The sequence below is a fragment of the Pseudomonas sp. YuFO20 genome (assembly GCF_035064975.1).
Taxonomy (GTDB): Bacteria; Pseudomonadota; Gammaproteobacteria; order Pseudomonadales; family Pseudomonadaceae; genus Aquipseudomonas; species Aquipseudomonas putida_AE.
In genome coordinates, this window is record NZ_JAXDEO010000037.1 from 15,051 (window position 1) to 31,463 (window position 16,413).

The 16,413-nt window shown below is 62.0% G+C and carries 15 protein-coding genes; 11 read left to right on the forward strand and 4 right to left on the reverse strand.

Translation table 11 applies throughout. The features are described from left to right. The first annotated feature begins 106 nt into the window (after positions 1-106). Positions 107-1,456, forward strand: coding sequence for a DUF1254 domain-containing protein (locus tag SOP85_RS20395; RefSeq protein ID WP_323628046.1), 1,350 nt, complete (start codon positions 107-109; stop codon positions 1,454-1,456). After that, positions 1,453-2,838, forward strand: coding sequence for a DUF1254 domain-containing protein (locus SOP85_RS20400; protein WP_323628047.1), 1,386 nt, complete (start codon positions 1,453-1,455; stop codon positions 2,836-2,838). Before SOP85_RS20395 ends, SOP85_RS20400 begins: the two co-directional genes overlap by 4 nt. 104 nt (positions 2,839-2,942) lie before the next feature. On the opposite strand, the gene SOP85_RS31435 is transcribed toward SOP85_RS20400, so the two are convergent. Beyond that, positions 2,943-2,996 carry a hypothetical protein gene (locus SOP85_RS31435; protein WP_442967931.1) on the reverse strand — a complete coding sequence of 18 codons (54 nt, stop codon included), beginning with the start codon at positions 2,994-2,996 and terminating at the stop codon, positions 2,943-2,945. Positions 2,997-3,200: 204 nt separating this feature from the next. Here SOP85_RS31435 and SOP85_RS20405 point away from each other — a divergent pair, with 204 nt between their 5' ends. From SOP85_RS20405 to SOP85_RS20435, 7 genes are all read left to right on the forward strand, one after another. Then, entirely contained in the window at positions 3,201-3,869 is a 669-nt protein-coding gene (locus SOP85_RS20405) for an ABC transporter ATP-binding protein (protein WP_274076872.1), read from the forward strand. Between the two features lies 1 nt (position 3,870). Further along, positions 3,871-6,342, forward strand: coding sequence for an ABC transporter permease (locus SOP85_RS20410; RefSeq protein WP_323628048.1), 2,472 nt, complete (start codon positions 3,871-3,873; stop codon positions 6,340-6,342). Further along, entirely contained in the window at positions 6,332-7,405 is a 1,074-nt protein-coding gene (locus SOP85_RS20415; protein WP_323628049.1) for a lipocalin-like domain-containing protein, read from the forward strand. The genes SOP85_RS20410 and SOP85_RS20415 overlap by 11 nt, the downstream gene beginning before the upstream one ends. A 115-nt stretch (positions 7,406-7,520) precedes the next feature. Then, positions 7,521-7,763 (forward strand): hypothetical protein, encoded by a 243-nt coding sequence (locus SOP85_RS20420; protein ID WP_323609245.1) that lies wholly within the window; start codon positions 7,521-7,523, stop codon positions 7,761-7,763. A 10-nt stretch (positions 7,764-7,773) separates the two neighbouring features. After that, the gene (locus SOP85_RS20425) at positions 7,774-7,941 is read left to right on the forward strand and encodes a hypothetical protein (RefSeq protein ID WP_274076876.1); all 168 of its coding nucleotides are present in this window, start codon (positions 7,774-7,776) and stop codon (positions 7,939-7,941) included. Between the two features lie 86 nt (positions 7,942-8,027). Then, positions 8,028-8,609, forward strand: a complete 582-nt coding sequence (locus tag SOP85_RS20430) for a hypothetical protein (RefSeq protein WP_323628050.1) — start codon at positions 8,028-8,030, stop codon at positions 8,607-8,609. Between the two features lie 388 nt (positions 8,610-8,997). Beyond that, entirely contained in the window at positions 8,998-9,675 is a 678-nt protein-coding gene (locus tag SOP85_RS20435; RefSeq protein ID WP_323628051.1) for a type 1 glutamine amidotransferase domain-containing protein, read from the forward strand. 102 nt (positions 9,676-9,777) lie between these two features. Here the strand turns inward: SOP85_RS20435 and hglS are convergent, their stop codons facing one another. The 3 genes from hglS to SOP85_RS20450 all read right to left on the reverse strand — a co-directional run bounded on the left by hglS (position 9,778) and on the right by SOP85_RS20450 (position 13,699). Next, positions 9,778-11,157 (reverse strand): 2-oxoadipate dioxygenase/decarboxylase HglS, encoded by a 1,380-nt coding sequence (hglS, locus tag SOP85_RS20440; RefSeq protein ID WP_323628052.1) that lies wholly within the window; start codon positions 11,155-11,157, stop codon positions 9,778-9,780. A gap of 111 nt (positions 11,158-11,268) precedes the next feature. Further along, the gene (locus tag SOP85_RS20445) at positions 11,269-12,225 is read right to left on the reverse strand and encodes an alpha/beta fold hydrolase (protein WP_274076880.1); all 957 of its coding nucleotides are present in this window, start codon (positions 12,223-12,225) and stop codon (positions 11,269-11,271) included. Between the two features lie 22 nt (positions 12,226-12,247). After that, positions 12,248-13,699, reverse strand: coding sequence for a flavin-containing monooxygenase (locus tag SOP85_RS20450; RefSeq protein ID WP_323628053.1), 1,452 nt, complete (start codon positions 13,697-13,699; stop codon positions 12,248-12,250). 192 nt (positions 13,700-13,891) lie between these two features. Here SOP85_RS20450 and SOP85_RS20455 point away from each other — a divergent pair, with 192 nt between their 5' ends. Then, a complete protein-coding gene (locus tag SOP85_RS20455) occupies positions 13,892-14,965 on the forward strand; it encodes a diguanylate cyclase (protein ID WP_274076883.1) in 1,074 nt (357 codons plus the stop codon). A 149-nt stretch (positions 14,966-15,114) separates the two neighbouring features. After that, a complete protein-coding gene (locus SOP85_RS20460; protein ID WP_323609250.1) occupies positions 15,115-16,350 on the forward strand; it encodes a M20/M25/M40 family metallo-hydrolase in 1,236 nt (411 codons plus the stop codon). Positions 16,351-16,413 lie beyond the last annotated feature (63 nt).

A 16,413-nucleotide genomic window follows, 5' to 3' on the forward strand; every position in this document is an offset into this window, starting at 1 on the left:
GGAGTGTCAGTCGACTGCGATGTTGTCTGACACACCGATTTCGCGAGCAAGCCCGCTCCCACAAGGGAATGGTGTTTGCTGTCGTTTATCTGCAAGGAGACCTACCGTGCGCCACTGGATATCCGCACTCGCCCTGGGCGCAAGCCTGGGCACCGTTCACGCTGCGACCCTCGATCAACCGCAGGCCAAGGCGCTGGCGCAGGAGGCTTATGTGTTTGCCTTCGCCACCGTCGAGCACGACAAGGTGCTCAGCGCCATCGCTGCCAAACTGCCGTTCAACCGACTCTACAGCGAGCCACGCCTGCTCGGCCCGCAGGACAACAAAGTGGTGTCGCCCAACAACGACACCTTCTATTCCCGCGCCTTGCTCGACCTGCGCGACGAACCGCAGGTGCTGCAAGTGCCGGCCGTGCAAGGACGCTACTACAGTTTTCAGTTGATCGACATGCGCACCGACAACCTCGACTACATCGGCACGCGCGCCACCGGCAACCAGGCCGGGCGCTACCTGATCGCGGGGCCGGACTGGCAGGGCGATGTGCCGACCGGTTTCAGCGGCGTGATTCGCTCGCCGAGTCGACTGGTGTTTTTGCTCGGGCGCACCGAAGTCAAGGGCGAGGCCGACCAGCAAGAGGCAGCAAAAGTGCTGACCGGTTATGCCTTGCAGCCGCTTTCAAAAGTGATCGCCGCAAACGCTCCCGAGGTGCTGCCAGCGCTGCAACTGCCGGCTTATCAGGACAGCAAGCAAGGTCCGGCCGCTGCTCTGTTCAACACCTTCAATGCCCTGGCGCCATTGCACCGATGGACCGCCCGCGAACAGGAAAAACTCGCTCGCTTTGCCGCCATCGGCATCGTGCCCGGTGCGGCGTTCGAGGCGCCGGCAGGACTCGGCGCAGCGATCGCCCAAGGCGCCGAAGCCGGCCGCGAACAGGTGCGCGCCGCGTCCAGCCAGCTCTCGGTAGAGCAACAAGGCTGGTTTCGCTCACCGACCAACGTCGGCAAATTCGGTGACGACGACCTGACCCGGGCGGCGGTGGCCTGGCGCTACATCTACGCCAACGATGCCGTGGAAGCGGTGTACCCGATGGCGCTGCACGATGTGCAAGGCCAGGTACTGGACGGCCGCCATGTCTATCGCCTGCATTTCCCGGCCGGGCAATTGCCGCCGGTGAATGCCTTCTGGTCGCTGACCTTGTATGACGGCAAGACCCAGTTGCTCGCAGCCAATGCGATCCAGCGTTACGCCCTGGGCGATCGCAGCCCCGACCTGCGCCATGACGCCGATGGCGGATTGACCCTGCTCCTGCAAACCCACGCACCTGAGGCGGCGCAACAGGGCAACTGGCTGCCGACGCCGGAAGGTCCGTTCAATTTACTGTTGCGCCTGTACCTGCCCAAGGCCGGAGCGCTCGATGGCAGTTATCACTTACCCACCATCGTGAGGGTCGAGCCATGAACGGGATCTTCACCCGTCGCCGTTTGTTGGGCTGCATGGGCGTACTGGGCGGCAGCCTGATGTTGCCACGGGGACTGTTCGCCGCCGATTCCAAGGACCTGCGGGGCATTGCCCGGGAGGCGTGGATCTACGCCTACCCGATGCTCATGCACTACCAGACGCTGGAAAAACAACTGCTAAACCCCGCGGCGCCGGAGTTCGTCGGCGGCTTCAATCGCTTCCGTCACTACAGTGAGTTGTACACGCCGAACAACCGCGAAATCGTCACCCCGAACAACGACACGCCTTATTCCTGGGCCTGGCTCGACCTGCGTAGCGAACCGCAGGTGTTGAGCGTGCCGGCGGTCGCCGACAACCGCTACTACGTGCATCAGTTGGTCGACCAGTACACCCACAATTTTGCCTATGTCGGCGTGCTCAGCACCGGTCGCGGGGCAGGGGACTACCTGATCGCCGGGCCGGATTGGCAGGGGCCGACACCGGCCGGGATCAAGGCGGTGCTACGCAGCGAAACCGCGATCGTCATGGTGCTCGGGCGCACCGGGCTGCGAAGCGCCGACGACTTGCCCGAGGTGCGGGCGTTGCAACAGCAGTATCGATTGCGCGCCTTGCACGAATACACCGGCGGACCCTCGCCCGCTGTGGCGCCGGCGATTGTCTGGCCGGAGTGGGACAGTAAAACCGGGTTGGGACCGGACTTTATCGCGGTGCTCAATCACCTCCTTACGCTGTGCCCGACGCAACCGTCCGAACAGGCTTTGCGCGCACGTTTCGCGCGGATCGGCATCGTGCCCGGCCAGGGTTTTGATCTCTCGGTCTTAGCCGCGGATGAGCGTCAGGCACTGATCGCCGGCATCCAGGATGCCCAGGCGCAACTGCAAGCGGCAGTGGCGCGGGTGCGTAGCACTGTCGGCCTGTTTGGCAACCGCGAGGCGATGCAGGGCAATTACCTCAACCGCGCCGTCGCGGCCCATGTCGGCATCTACGGCAACAGTGTCGAAGAGGCGTTCTACACCGGCACCCGCCAGGACAGTCAGGGGCAGCCATTGCAGGGTGGGCGGCGTTATCGACTGCGTTTCGCGCCGGGGCAACTGCCACCGGCCAGCGAGTTCTGGTCGTTGACGTTGTACGACTTGCCGGACCGGCAGTTGGTGGCTAATCCGATCGATCGTTATTGCTTGAGCAGTCGGGATCGCTTGCAGGTGGATGGCGATGGTGGGTTGACGTTGTTGATGCAGACCTCAGCCCCGCAGGAACAGAGCAACTGGTTGCCGACGCCGGCGACTGGAGCGTTTACCCTGGTGCTGCGGTTGTACGGGCCTGAGCGGCAGGTGATCGAGCAGCAGTGGCAGATGCCTGTGGTTGAAGCGGTTTCTGTGTAATCCGATAGACCGCTTTCGCGAGCAAGCCCGCTCCCACATTGGACCTGTGTCATACACCGGATCGAGTGTGGGAGCGGGCTTGCTCGCGAAGGGCGCGACGCGGTTTACGGCGTAACGATATTGAACTGCGGCCCAAAGGTGTCGAGGCTGCCCTTCAACTCCCCAAGCTTCTTCCCGTTCCCTTGCAGCTTGACGGCGAATCGCCAGGAAATCGAAGCACATCTCCGGGCTCATCGCCCGCACCATGTCCACCGACACCGAGGTGCCGGCATGGCGGTGGCCGGGCAGTGCCACAATCGGCGACGGACAAAAACCATTCCGGGCCGCTATTCTTGGCCCACGCTCATCGAACGGGTTCTCCCATGCTTGAAGTCCAGGGTGTCTTCAAAAGCTACGCCACCCCGCAAGGCCCCTTGCCGGTGTTGCAAGGTGTCGACCTGACCCTCAAACCCGGCAGCAGCCTGGCGTTGATGGGCGAGTCAGGCAGTGGCAAAAGCACCTTGCTGCACCTGATCGCCGGGCTGGACAAGGTCGATCGCGGCAGCATCCGCAGCGGTGAACACCGGCTGGAGCAGATGAACGAAGGGCAACTGGCGAGCTGGCGACGCAGCGAAATCGGCCTGGTGTTCCAGCAGTTCAACCTGATCGGCAGCTTGCGGGTGGAGGACAACCTGGCGTTTCAGGCGCGCCTTGCCGGCCGCCATGATCCGCGCTGGCAGGCGCATCTGGTGCAGCGCCTGGGCTTGGGCGATTTGCTGCGGCGCTATCCCGAACAGCTCTCCGGCGGCCAGCAACAACGGGTCGCCTTGGGCCGGGCCCTGGCCTCGCAACCGAAGTTGCTGTTGGCCGACGAGCCCACCGGCAGCCTCGATGAAGGCACCAGCGACGAAGTGCTGAAGTTGCTCCTGGAGCTGCTCGACGACAGTCCGACGACCCTGCTGATGGTCACTCACAGCCCCAGCGTGGCGGCGCGAATGGCCGAAAAGGTGGTGCTGCACGGCGGTCGGCTGGCGACTGTGGACGAACGCTGAGATGCGCATTTTTCGCGAAACCCTGCGCGCGCTGCTCAGTCATTGGCGACAGCACCCGGTGCAGTTTTTCAGCGTGCTGACCGGGCTGTGGCTGGCCACCAGCCTGCTCACCGGGGTGCAAGCGTTGAACAGCCAGGCGCGGGACAGCTATGCCCGGGCCAGTCAGCTGATCGGCGGCGAACCCCAGGCCAGCCTGAGTGCGCCCGCTGGCGGGACTTTCCCGCAGCAGTGGTTTGTCGACCTGCGCCGCGCCGGTTGGCCGGTGTCGCCGGTGTTGCAGGGGCGAGTCACGCTCAAGGGCCATGAGGACCAGCGCCTGCAACTGATGGGCATCGAGCCCGTTTCGCTGCCGGCCGGGGCCGAGGTGGCGGGGCGGGCATTGGCCATCGAGCAGGTTGTCGAGTTTTTCACGGCGCCGGGCAGCGCCTGGATTTCACCGCAGACCTTGCAGAGTCTGGGGCTGACGGAAGGGGAGCGGCCGTTGGCCTTGAACGGCCAGGCCCTGCCGCCGCTGCACGCTCAAGCGGATATGGCGCCGGGGGTGTTGCTGGTGGACATCGGGTTTGCCCAGCAGATTCTCGGTTTGCCGGATCAGTTGTCGCGTCTACTGTTGCCCAAGGATTTCACCGCGACGCTGCCCGATCCGTTCAAGGGGCAACTTCAGCTAAAGAGCAGCGGCGAAGAAAACAATCTGGCGCGCCTCACCGAGAGCTTTCACCTGAACCTTGACGCCTTGGGGTTCCTGTCGTTCGTGGTCGGTCTGTTTATCGTGCATGCCGCGATAGGGCTGGCGCTGGAACAGCGTCGCGGTTTGCTGCGGACCCTGCGCGCCTGCGGGGTCAGCGCGCGGATGCTGATAACCTGCCTCACCGTCGAACTGGGCGGCCTGGCCCTGATCGGCGGTGTGGCCGGGGTCGTCAGCGGTTATCTGCTGGCCAGCGTGCTGCTGCCGGATGTCGCCGCCAGCCTGCGCGGCTTGTACGGCGCCGAAGTGGCGGGGCAGTTGAGCCTGAGCCCGTTGTGGTGGCTCAGCGGCGTCGGCCTGAGCCTGTTCGGCGCGGCACTCGCCGGTGCCAACAGTCTGTGGCGTGCAGCGCGCTTGCCGTTGCTTGCCCTGGCCGATCCGCAGGCCTGGCATCAGGCCCATGCGCGCTGGTTGCGTCGTCAGGGCTGGGTGGCGGCGCTGGCCTTGGCCATTGCGTTGCTGGCCTTGCTGCGCGGAGACAGCCTGGCCAGCGGTTTTGTGCTCATGGCCGCGTTATTGCTGGGGGCCGCGCTGGCGTTGCCGGTGGTCCTCAATGCCGTGCTCAATGGGCTGACCCACCGCAGTTCTTCGGTGCTCGGCCAGTGGTTCGTCGCCGATTGCCGGCAGCAACTGCCGGCCTTGAGCCTGGCGCTGATGGCGCTATTACTGGCCCTGGCGGCCAACATCGGCGCCGGCAGCATGACCGCCGGTTTCCGCCAGACCTTCAGCAACTGGCTCGAACAACGGCTGACCGCCGAGCTCTACCTCAATCCCCAAAACCCGGCCCAGGCTCGGGAGATGTACGACTGGCTCAAGCAACAACCGCAGCCGACGGCGGTGTTGCCCAACTGGCAGGTCTCGATTCAACTGCAAGGCTGGCCGGCGGATGTCTTTGGCGTGATCGATCACCCGACCTATCGCCAGCACTGGCCGTTGCTTGAAGCCCTGGACGACAAGCCCTGGGATCGCCTGGCAGCGGACGATACGCTGATGCTCAGCGAGCAACTGGCGCGGCGCTTGAAGGTCAAGCTCGGCGATCACCTGACGATCGCCACGCCCAACGGTCCCTGGTCGCCGCGCATCGTCGGCATCTACGCCGACTACGGCAATCCCAAGGGCCACCTGCTGGTCAACGTCGATCACTTGTTGCGCGGCTGGCCGCAACTGACGCCGAACCGCTTCAACCTGCGCATCGAGCCGGCATTGATAACGCCGTTCGTGACCGCGCTGCAGGCGCGCTTCGCTCTGGAGGACAGTCGCATCGTCGATCAGGCCCGGCTCAAGGGCTGGTCGACGCAAGTGTTCGAGCGCACCTTCGCCGCCACCGCCGCGCTCAATAGCCTGACCCTTTGCGTGGCCGGCGTGGCGCTGTTCATCAGCCTGCTGACGCAAAGCCAGAGCCGTCTCGGGCAACTGGCGCCGCTGTGGGCGCTGGGCGTGACGCGTCGGCAACTGATGCTGCTCAACCTGGGGCAAACCTGGCTGCTGGCGCTGCTGACCCTGGTGCTTGCGTTGCCCTTGGGCATCGCGCTGGCCTGGTGCCTGGACGCGGTGATCAACGTCCAGGCCTTCGGTTGGCGCCTGCCGCTGCAGGTGTTTCCCCTGCAATTGCTGCAGTTGATGGCGCTGGCGTTGCTGGCGACCTTGCTGGCGTCGGCGTGGCCGCTGTATTCGCTGTATCGCACGCAACCGGCGGACCTGCTGAGGACCTTTGCCCATGAGGATTAAGCTCGGGCTCTGCCTGGCCGCAGCGCTGCTCGCCGGTTGCGATCAGCCGGCGCCAGATGAAAAGGGCTTCGCCGGCCTCGGCAATCAAGCGGCCGCGTTTACGCCCGTCGTGCCCGGTCGGGTGTTCAGCTTCCCGGCGGATCATGGCCCGCACGACGGTTTTCGCATCGAATGGTGGTACGTCACCGCCAACCTCAAGGATGAGCAGGGCCGCGAGTTCGGCGCGCAGTGGACGCTGTTTCGCAGTGCCTTGAAAGCCACGCCCGAGGCGTCCGGTTGGAGCAACCAGACGTTATGGCTGGGCCACGCGGCGGTGACCTCGGCCTCGGTGCATCACGCCGCCGAGCGTTATGCCCGTGGCGGCGTTGGACAGGCCGGGGTGAGCCTGACGCCGTTCAACGCGTGGATCGACGACTGGCGCTTCAGCAGTCAGGCAACGGGCGCCGATCCCCTGGCGGATCTGCAACTCAGCGCCCGCGACAAGGCATTCAGCTATCAACTGCGGCTGACCGCGAACCGACCGCTGGTGCTCCAGGGCGACAAGGGTTTCAGTCAGAAATCCGAACAGGGCCAGGCGTCCTATTACTACAGCCAGCCGTTTTTCCAGGCCAGCGGCACCCTCGAGATCGACGGCCAGCGCTTTCAGGTCAGCGGCCCCGCATGGCTCGACCGGGAATGGAGCAGCCAGCCCCTGACCGCCGACCAAAGCGGTTGGGACTGGTTTTCCCTGCACCTGGACAGCGGCGAGCAGGTGATGCTCTATCGCATGCGGCAAAAGCACGGCGAACCGTACCTGACCGGCACCTGGATCGACGCTCGGGGCCAGACCGAAATGCTCAATGCCGACGAGATCCGCCTCACTCCGCAGGACACCGCCCAGGTGGCCGGGCGTTCGATGCCCGTGCGCTGGTCGATCCAGATCCCCGGCAAACACCTCGACATCGTCATCAGTGCGCTGAATCCCAATGCCTGGATGGATTTGCGTATTCCCTACTGGGAAGGGCCGGTGCGTTTGAGCGGCAGCCATGGCGGGCAGGGGTATCTGGAAATGACCGGTTATTAGAATCAAAAGATCGCAGCCTGCGGCAGCTCCTACATCTTTCGTCTTCTCCCAATCAACCGGAACTCCACGCGGCGTCCACCCCTCTACCGTACGAATGCCTCTGCTGGAGTCCGCCATGCGCGAAGACCTCACACCGCCCGACCTTGACGCGTGGCAGCGCCTGTTCGAAGACGAGGCGTACTGGCAACAGTCCCCCGACTCCTATTACATGGATTTGCAGCGTCTGGCCGACGATCTGTTGGGGCAGGGCGCCATCGATCTCGAACAATGGCAGGCGCTCAAAGCCCGGGCGGAGCACTCCCACAAAGACTCCCCGGCGATCAACGTTGCCCGGGAGCTCGACGATCCCGAAGCCTGAGGAGCACCCCATGAAACCCACCCCTGATAGCGAAAACCCCGACGAGCCACGGCCACCCGGAGAAACCGAGCGCGACAATGACGCCCTGCGCCCCACCGATCCGACCCGGCGCAAGGAAAGCGGCAAAGGGACGACCAGCGGCGAATCCACCGCGCAAGAAACTGCGAAGAATCCCTGATCAGCGTCTATGCTCATCCCTCAAACGGCGTTGAACCTTCGCTTCAACGCCGTTTGTCATCCTCCATCACAGGGAATGTTCTGCCTATGAAACTCAACGCACTGACCAAAGCCATCACCCTCGCCACCTTGCTGTCTGCCGCCAGCTTTAGCGCTGTTGCAGAAGACATTCCGTTGTCCGCCGTTGTGGAAGCTGATCAGATCAGCACCAAAGTCGTTTCGGTCGAAGCCGCCAAACATCAAGTGGTGCTTGAAGGGCCGGAAGGTCGTCAGGTCCATGTGCAACTGACCGACAAGGCGAAAAACCTCGACAACCTCAAGGCCGGCGACCAGGTCGACATCAAGGTCACCCGCTCAGTCGCGGCCTACCTCGATACCGACGTCGACAAAGGCTTGCCGGGCAGCTCGGAGCGAGCCGGTGAAGCCCGCAACGCTCCCGGGAACGTCCCTGGCGGCGAAGCTTATCGCCAAGTGCAAGTCCAACTGCAAATCACCGACATCGACCTGAAGAAAAACCAGGTGTCCTTCAAAAACCCGCAGGGGCAGACCAAGACCATCACGGTCGAAGATCCGAAAGTTCAAGCCAAGCTCAAGGACCTGAAAGTGGGGCAAAGTGTCTTCGTGACATACACCGACGTTCTGCAAGTGACCACCAAAGCCAAAAGTTGAGTGTTCTATCCATTGATTGTTCCTGTACAACTTTTGTATAGGAACAATCAACTACTTTGGTCGAACTGGTGGGTTTAAGTTGTTGGTTCCGAATTGTATTTCAGGTGAAATACTATAAAAGTTCGTATCATTAAATTTCATGTTTCAGGCACGGACATATCCATAAACATCTATTAAAATACACCCCGTTCGCCCAGTGTCAGGGTTCTTTACCAGTGCATGGATTGCCGAGGCCATAGCACTGGGCGAACTCTTTTCTCGACAGACGACTGCATTTTCAAGCGAATGAAAGGCGCAGTTGTTGTGCTCTGCAATATTCCCCCCGGGTTTAAACTTGTAACTGATAGTTATCTGTTTGCCTGCAGCCCCGAGATGGAGTGACGACGACATGAAAATCCTGATGGTTTTAACGTCCCACGATCAATTGGGTAACACCGGCAAGAAAACCGGCTTCTGGCTGGAAGAATTCGCTGCACCCTATTACGCCTTCAAGGATGCCGGCGCACAACTGACCCTGGCCTCGCCCAAGGGCGGCCAGCCACCGCTGGACCCCAAGAGCGACGAGCCGGACGCGCAAACCGAGGCCACCGAACGCTTTCGCCAGGACCCTGCGGCGCAATCCGCATTGGCTTCGACCGTCGTGCTGGGTACGGTGAAGGACGGAGACTTTGATGCGATCTTCTATCCAGGTGGCCATGGACCGCTCTGGGACCTGGCTGAAGACCGTCATTCGATTGCGCTTATCGAAGCCTTCTACAACGCCGGCAAACCGGTCGCCGCCGTTTGCCATGCGCCGGGTGTGCTGCGTCATGCCAAGGGCGCCGACGGCCAGCCATTGGTCAAGGGCAAGCAGGTGACGGGGTTCACCAACAGCGAAGAAGAAGCGGTGCAACTGACCAAGGTCGTGCCGTTCCTGGTGGAGGACGAGCTCCAGGCCAAGGGCGGGATTTTTTCCAAGGGGCCTGATTGGGCGAGCTACGTGCGAACCGATGGGCTGCTGCTGACGGGGCAGAATCCGGCGTCTTCACAGGCCACGGCTGAAGCGCTGTTGGCAAAATTGAAATGATCACTTTGTAGGAGCCGGCTTGCCGGCGAAGGCGTCTTCGAACATTGCGTAAGTCTCGCGGACGCATTCGCCGGCAAGCCGGCTCCTACAGGGGGGTGTTGTTCAATTAACCAATGTGGCAAGACACTGCTCGATCGAGCGCTGTTGGGTTTGTGCGTACAACTGCAGTTCGTCAATGGTCGAACGCCCCAGGGCTTTTTCGAACGCCTGCTGGTTGGAGTGCTCGCCATAGTGGCTTTGCGCGGCATCCCCCAGGTTTGACTGGAAAATCCCCGCCGCACTGACCGGCAGGAAGTCCTCGTACACCAACGGCTCAACTCGCAGATACCCGCCGCTGACCAGGTCTTCGAGGCTCAAGGTTTTCAGGTCAGCCGCAGCCAGCCCTTTTTCCGTCACAAAGTAGCGAAAGAACGCCAGTTCCTGTTGGCGCATGCCCTCATGGGTGTCAGGAAATTCGCTGAAGTGCTGGGCCATCAATTCGTTGTAGCGGGTGGCGTTGGCTTCGTTGGGGAAGTCCTTGAGTTCGTCCCGGGCGGCATTGAGCAAACGGTCGTACAGCGCCCGGCCCTTGGGTGTCAGGGCCGCGCCGCGTTGTTCGATTTCCCCGAACCGGGCGCTGTGGCTGCCGCGCGTGTCGGATTGATCGGTGAACGCGATCGGCTCGTCCAGTGCCTTGAAACTGGTCTGGCGCAGCAGGATAGGGCACTGACGGCGGGGCGGACCTTCGATCACCGCTTTGGGGGTGATGCCGTGCGCCGGCATTTGCGCCTGCACGATGTCGATGTCCAGGGTGCGCGGCGTCAGGTGATTGATGTGCGGTCCCTTGAACGCCACCACATCGGCAATCAGCCGATGCTGGGCGCTGAGTTGCTGGTATTGCCCGGCGGTGACAGTGGCGCTGTGGTGCCAGCGGAAGGTTTCCAGGGCCTGTTCGACGAACTCGTCGGCCTCTTTTTCGGTCAGGCCTCCCTGGGTATCGGCGCGGTCGATGAGGGCGAGGGCAGTGGGGGTGAAGATCGAACGCTTGTCCAGCACCGACTGGGCAAAGGCCCGCAGTTCGAGGTCTTCGATCAGCTCCAGGCGCAACAGCGAGGTGAACACCCGGAACGGGCTGACCTGCAGCGACGCCTCATGCACCGCACGGAAAGCGGTGGAGTGCACCGGCACCCCGGCCGGGGTCAGGTCGTAATAACCCACCGGCTGCATGCCCATGACCGCGAACAGGCGAGCGAGGGTGGCCAGCTCAGCGGCGGTACCGACCCGGATAGCCCCGTGGCGCTCAAGGTCGAGGCGCTCGATTTCCCCGGTGCTGTTCAGCTGTCGGGCCACTTGCGGGTCGTTGTCCAGCACGTGGCGGTTGGTCTGTTCCACCAGTTCCATCAGCGCGCCGTACAGCGGCACTTCTTCGCGGTACATGTCGGACATCGCTTTGGAAAAGCGTTGGCGGATCAGGTCGGGGCTGACGAAGCTCGGGTGGCTCATGAATACAATTCCTGGCGCGTGGACGTGAAGGATGTGAGAAAAGATCGCAGCCTTCAGCGACGCCGGCAAACGAAGTTTCTGACGAACTTCATTCTGCAAAGGACTGCCAGGTCAGTGCAGTCGTTGATCCTGCGGGCTTTCCGAGCGCAGCGATGCCAAAAACTCCCGATACAGGTGGGCCGAACCGGCAGGCGCTTCGACCATCGGCATGTGCCCGATGCCTTCCCATATTTCCACCCGCAGATCCGCCAGACCTTTGCTCCAGATGGCCACGCTGCTGACATCGATCAAGCGATCCTTGCGCCCCCACAGCAACAGCGCTGGCGCCTTGATCGCCGGCAGTTTCGGTTCCATGGGCGGGCTGGCGCGAAAATCGCGAAAGATTTCTTCCAGTTCGTCGCGCGACTGTTGATAGCGATGGGCGATGGCGTCGAGTACCACGCGCGGCACCCACGGTGGTTCGGCCATGGTCATGCCATAGAAATACTTGAACTCTTCCCGCGAGTGAATCAGGAACGGGTTGTGGCCCTTCGCCAGATGCCGCTCCAGGTCACTGGGTTCCGGCGAGGTCACACCGGCAGGGTCGAACAGGGCGAGCGAGGCAATGCGTTCCGGATAATTGGCCGCCAGCCAGGCGGCGATGTAGCCGCCCATCGAGTTGCCGATGACATGCACCTTGTCGACCCCGCAGACGTCGAGCAACTGGATCATCCGCTTGGCCTGCAGCGGGATGTCATAGCCGCCACCGGCCTTGAAGCCGGTTTCGCCATGCCCGGCGATGTCGGGAATGATCACCCGGTAGTTGCCGACAAAGTGCCGGGCAAAACGCAGCCACAGGTTCTTGTCGGCACTGAAGCCGTGCAGCATCAACACATTGCTGGACGCCTCATACGGCCCGCCTTGCCAGGTCGAGACAGTCATCTCGGGGATGGGCACGACGATCTTGTGCAGTTTGTACAACTTGGCCTCGACGGCCACGCTCAAGTCATACAGCCAGTACCCGATGGCCGGGTAGCTCAGCCAGCTCCAGGCGGCGAACACCGCGATAGCGACAACCAGTAAAAGCATCAGGCGCCTTCCTTCTATCTGATCAGGACACGATGTGATCGGCCGGTTTCAGGGTTCGGGTCAAACGGTGAAAGCTGAAACTGAACCCTGGAAACATGGCAATCACATGACCGCTCTTGCTTTGATACCAACTGTGGCAGCCTCCGGACTTCCACACCGTGCGCTGCATTTCTCTATGGATCATTTCAGTGTAGGTACGTTCTGCCTCGGGGCGTACTTCTATGCTGCGCAAACCGCGTGCTTTTAACGTGCGAATGCAATCGAGGATGTAATTCATCTGCGATTCGATGATGAACAGCGCCGATGTGTGGCCGATACCGGTGTTCGGGCCGGTGACGATAAACAGGTTGGGAAAGGCCGGCAGGCTGGTGCCGAGGTAGGCTCTGGGGTACTGCGCCCAGACGTCTCTGAGACGGACGCCGTTTTTTCCGCTGACGGGGTAGGAAATCACCCCGTCGGTGGCATCGTAACCGGTGGACCACACGATCAGGTCCAGGTCGATGTGCTGGCCGTCCTGCATGACGATGCCGCTTTCATCGATGGCTTTGATGCCCTGTTCGCGGCTGTGCAATGTCACGTTAGGGCGGCCCAGCGCAGGATAAAGCGTACTCGACAGAATCACCCGCTTACAGCCAATGGTGTAGTCCGGAGTCAGTTTTCGCCGCAGTTCGGCATCCGGCACCTGGCGCTTGAGGAAGCGCAGGGCCTGATGTTGCACCACGCGGATGGCCGGTTTCGAGTATTTGAAGGCAATTACCCGGGTTTCAAATTGCCAGTAGATCAGCCAGCGCAGCAGCTTGTAGGCCGGTTTGAATCCGAGCAGCCAGCGCTGGAAGCGGCCGAAGGTGCGGTCGGCCCGTGGCAGCACCCAATGCGGCGTGCGCTGGAACACATGCAGGTGCGAGACGTGCGGGGCTATCGCCGGTATCACCTGGGCCGCACTGGCGCCACTGCCGACGATGGCCACGCGCTTTTGCCGGTAATCGTAGGAATGATCCCAGTTGTTGGTGTGAAAGCTCTTGCCCTGAAAGCGTTCCCGGCCTTCGAAGTGCGGGACCACCGGTTGGCTCAGGGGCCCGGTGGCATTGATCAGGAATTGCGCATGAAAGGTGCCCTTGGCGCTGTGCACCGCCCATTGTTTATGCACGTCGTCCCATTCGACGCGCTCGACATTGGCTTGCAGTTCCACCCGGTCCCGCAGGTCGAAGTGCTCCATCACGTAGCGGGTGTAGCGGTGCAGTTCAGCCTGTTCGGCGAACATCTGCGTCCAGCGGTAAGGAGCGAACGACAGCGAATAGAGCGGCGAGGGCACGTCGACCGCGGCGCCCGGGTAGGTGTTCTGGCACCAGGTGCCGCCGAAGAAATCCCTTCGTTCCAGTAGGCGAAAGTCGGTGATGCCGGCCTTGAGCAAATTGACCGCCGCGCACTGGCCGCCAAAACCGCTGCCGATGATCAGTACTTGAAAGGTCTGCATGGGCCTCCTGTTCAGCGTCGTGAATCAATCCTTATCTTCATGTATAGCCGTTTCTGCAGGCGTAACGAATTTGCAGGAGAGGGGAGTTCGCCCCGCCAGCCGGTGATGGCTATTTGACGTTGCCCTGTTAGACTTCGGGCACACCTGCTATCCCGGTGTGAACAGGTTTCGTTCTGTGGTGCAGAGGTCCCAATGGGAAAGAAGGGAGGAAAAGGACTTTCACTGGCCAGGAGGCTCTACACATCGCGCGTCCTCGGCCTGGTATTGGGGCTGATATGCGTGGCTGTGGCGATGTACCCGCTGAACCCGGCAACCTGGGTATGGGGGCTCATGTTATTCAACGGCCTGCTCTGGCCGCACCTGGCCTATCAATGGGCGCGTCGGCGCGAGAGGCCCTACCACGCCGAACACCGCAACCTGCTGGTCGACGCGTTCATGGGCGGCTTCTGGGTCGCCGCGATGCAGTTCAATCCGCTGCCCAGTGCAACGACCATTTCCATGATGGCGATGAACAACGTGGCCATCGGCGGACTGCGTTTTCTGCTGGCGGGCACGGTCGCGCAGGTGCTCGGGATTGGTGTCGGCTGGTTGATCTTCACGCCGCTGTTCATCCCTGAAACATCCCAGCTGCAGCTCTACGCCTGCTTGCCCCTGATGTGTTTTTACCCGCTGGCGCTGGGCCTGATCTGCTTTCGCCAGGCGCATACCCTCGGCCAGCAAAAGCGTGAACTGCTGGCCCTGAGCCGCACCGACAGCCTGACCGGCCTGCTCAATCACGGCGCCTGGAAGGATCAGCTGGAAATCGAGTTCCAGCGCTGCCAACGTCAGCATCAGGGCGGCGCTATCGCGCTGATCGACATCGACCACTTCAAGAGCATCAATGACACCTACGGCCACGTGGCCGGTGACCTCGTGCTGCGCCAGCTGAGCAAGATGCTCAAGCAGAACCTGCGGGCTACCGATGTGGCCGGGCGTTATGGCGGCGACGAGTTCTGCGTGATCCTTCCCGACCTGCCCCTGAACAGCGCTGCCGCGGCCATGGACGCCCTGCGTGACCGCTTCGCAACCCTGGGCTACGAGCAGAACCCGGCCCTGAAAGTCAGCCTGAGCATCGGCCTGGCGGCCTTCAATACCCGCCACAGCGACGCGACCCTGTGGCTCAACGACGCTGACCAGGCGCTGTACGAGGCCAAGACCACGGGGCGAAATCGGGTTATCTGCTGCAGCAATGACCGACCTCAGCACGAATTGCTCGACTCGGTCTGACCGACACCGCAATCTCTGTGGGAGCCTGCTCGCGAAGGGGCCGTAGCATTCAGTATCGATACCCAGGCTCATGTGTGTTCCTTTCGGGATGGAGCTGTGGCGCCTGGTCAGGTAGGGTTCCTGTCCCGACACGCATCAAGGACCCGATCATGACGCTCAAACTGTCTCGTTCGCTGCTGGCCGCCAGCCTGGCCCTGGCCCTCGGTACCTTCGCCCCCGGCGTATTCGCCGAGCCTCATGCACAAGTCCTGGCCCACGCCGAGCAATACAAGGGGGAAGCCTTGAAGCTGCTGGAACGGTTGGTGAATATCGACTCCGGTTCCGGCTACGAACCCGGCTTGACCCAGGTCGGCGACATCGCCATCGAAGAGTTGAAAAAGCTCGGCGCGACCATTGAGCGAGTACCCAATACCCCGGACAAAAGCAGCCATGTCATCGCGACCCTCAAAGGTACCGGCAAGGCGAAAATCCTGCTGATGGCGCACATGGACACCGTGTTCAAGCAAGGCTCCGCTGCCGAACGTCCGTTTCATATCAAGGACGGTCGCGCCTACGGGCCGGGCGTGATGGATGACAAGGGCGGCATCGTAGCCGGCATCTATGCGCTGAAAGTGCTGAAAAATATCGATTTCAAGGACTATGCGCAGATCACATTCCTGCTCGACGCCAGCGAAGAAACCGGCTCGGACATCGCCACTGATCTGATCAAGAAAACGGCCAAGGCCCACGACGTAACCCTCAACCTCGAACCCGGTCGCCCGGCGGACGGTCTTGTGGTGTGGCGCAAAGGCAGTGCCACGGCGTTGGTCGAAGTCAAAGGCAAGGCCTCTCATGCCGGTGTTGCGCCGGAACTGGGGCGCAACGCGGCCATGGAAGTGGCGCACCAGATCCTGCAGCTGGGCAAACTGGGCGATGAAGCGAAGAAAACCACCATCAACTTCACCGTGCTCAATGCCGGCGACCGCAAGAACGTGATTCCTGATCAGGCAACGGCCGCGGCGGACGTGCGCGCAGCAGTGCCGGAGGAATTCGACCGGATCGAGAAAGATCTGGCACGGGTTTCCCAGGACAAGCTGATTGCCGATACCGAGGTCACCACGACGCTAAAGCGTGGATTGCCACCGATGCCACAAACCGCCGAATCCGATCGACTGATGGCCATGGCCCAAGGCATCTACGGTGAAATCGGCCGCAAGTTGACGGAGGAGGGCAGCGGAGGCGCGGCTGATGCCAGTCTCTCGGCCAGCGTCGGCACGCCGACGCTGGATGGCTTCGGAATTGTCGGCGGCAATATTCATACGCCAGAGGAATACGCCGAAATCGACAGCGTCGCGCCACGGATCTATTTGCTGTCGCGGATGATTATGGAGTTGGCCAGCAAATAGGCGTCTTCGCGACAGTTGTTGTGCTGGCTTGCCAGCGAAGACGGTGAGTCAGGCGACGGAGGT